The organism is Rhizobacter sp. P3_B12 (genome assembly GCF_056402895.1).
Genome location: NZ_JBFUGN010001649.1, coordinates 1 through 695, shown reverse-complemented (window position 1 = coordinate 695; position 695 = coordinate 1). Strand labels below are relative to the sequence as shown.

Genomic DNA, 695 nt, shown 5'->3' with positions numbered 1-695 from the left:
GCCCCGGCGCATAGCCCATCGACAGCCGGAACTCGTGGTTGACCTGCAGCAGCGGGTGGTCGAGCCATTGCAGCGAGGTGTTGGCGATGCTGAGCTCGACCCGGTCGGCGCCTTCCATGCCGTCGGTGTGGCTGACGCTCACGATCGACGCGCGCAGCGCCGCGGGAATCGCGTCGCCGTCGATGCGGATCGAGAATTCGGGAGCGAGGCGCATCAGGAGGTCACCTCGCCGGTAGCGGGATCGGTGAACGGCAGCGCCGGTACCTTCAAGGCCTGGCCCGGCACGATGCTGCGCGGGTCGTCGATGCCGTTGGCGATCGCGATCGGGCGCCACAGCGCCGGGTCTTCGTAGAAGCGATGCGCGATGGCCGGCAGCGAATCGCCGCGCTGCACGGTCCAGCCCTTGCTGAAATCGGCCGTCTGGCGGTTGACCTCCTTGGCCTCGCGCTCGGGGTCGATGAACTCGCTGAAGCTCACCGTGATGCGCGCCCGCGTCGGCCGGCCGTCCTCGAGGAACTTGATGAACTTCTGGTTGGCGCGTGCCAGCACGCAGCGCAGCTGCAGCGAGCCCCAGGCGACGCGCAGCACCGGCGGCGCATGCAGTTCGGAATCGATCTTCAGGAGGTCGACCACCTTCTGCGTCTGCTCGCGCACGTCGGCGCGCGTATCGGTGGTGTCGAAGAACAGCTCCATCT

2 protein-coding genes are annotated in these 695 nt (G+C 67.9%); both read right to left on the bottom strand.

Annotated features, from left to right (window positions below; translation table 11 throughout):
• The coding region (locus AC1D01_RS37465; RefSeq protein ID WP_477874996.1) for a hypothetical protein at nucleotides 1-214 on the bottom strand (214 nt) is incomplete at its 3' end.
• On the bottom strand, nucleotides 214-695 hold a 482-nt coding region (locus AC1D01_RS37460), incomplete at its 5' end, for a CIS tube protein (protein ID WP_477874994.1). The genes AC1D01_RS37465 and AC1D01_RS37460, both read right to left, overlap by 1 nt.